Below are 410 nucleotides of genomic sequence, written 5' to 3'. Positions count from 1 at the left end.
TTAATTCCTTGTGTTATTTAATCTTTGCTTACGCTAACCAACCTGCAAAATGGGCCACAGCATACAGTGAAATCGCCGCCATAATACCAGCCACAATATCATCAATCATAATGCCTAAACCGCCATGAACTCGGGCATCTAACCAGCCAATCGGCCACGGTTTTACCATGTCAAAGAAGCGGAATAGAACAAAGCCAGTCAGTAGCCATTTCCAATCATCGGCAGGAATGCTCAACATTGGTACTAGGCTCATGGTGATCCAAAAGCCCGCAAACTCATCCCACACGATAGAACCATGATCGTGAACACCCATATCATCAGACGTCACTTGGCAGATTTTGATACCAATAATGCAACTTACCACGACCACCGCCACATAAGCTGGGAAAGGAAATTGAACCAATAACAGG

Annotated in this window: 1 protein-coding gene; it reads right to left on the bottom strand. The window is 44.9% G+C overall.

Features of this window, described 5'->3' with window-relative positions; genetic code table 11:
* Nucleotides 1-28: 28 nt before the first annotated feature.
* The coding region (locus A3712_RS06965) for a phosphatidylglycerophosphatase A (RefSeq protein ID WP_063522846.1) at nt 29-410 on the bottom strand (382 nt) is incomplete at its 5' end.

The organism is Vibrio sp. HI00D65 (genome assembly GCF_001635455.1).
Classification (GTDB): Bacteria; Pseudomonadota; Gammaproteobacteria; order Enterobacterales; family Vibrionaceae; genus Vibrio.
Note: the sequence above shows the minus strand (reverse complement) of the source record. Positions and strands in the feature narration are given on the sequence as shown.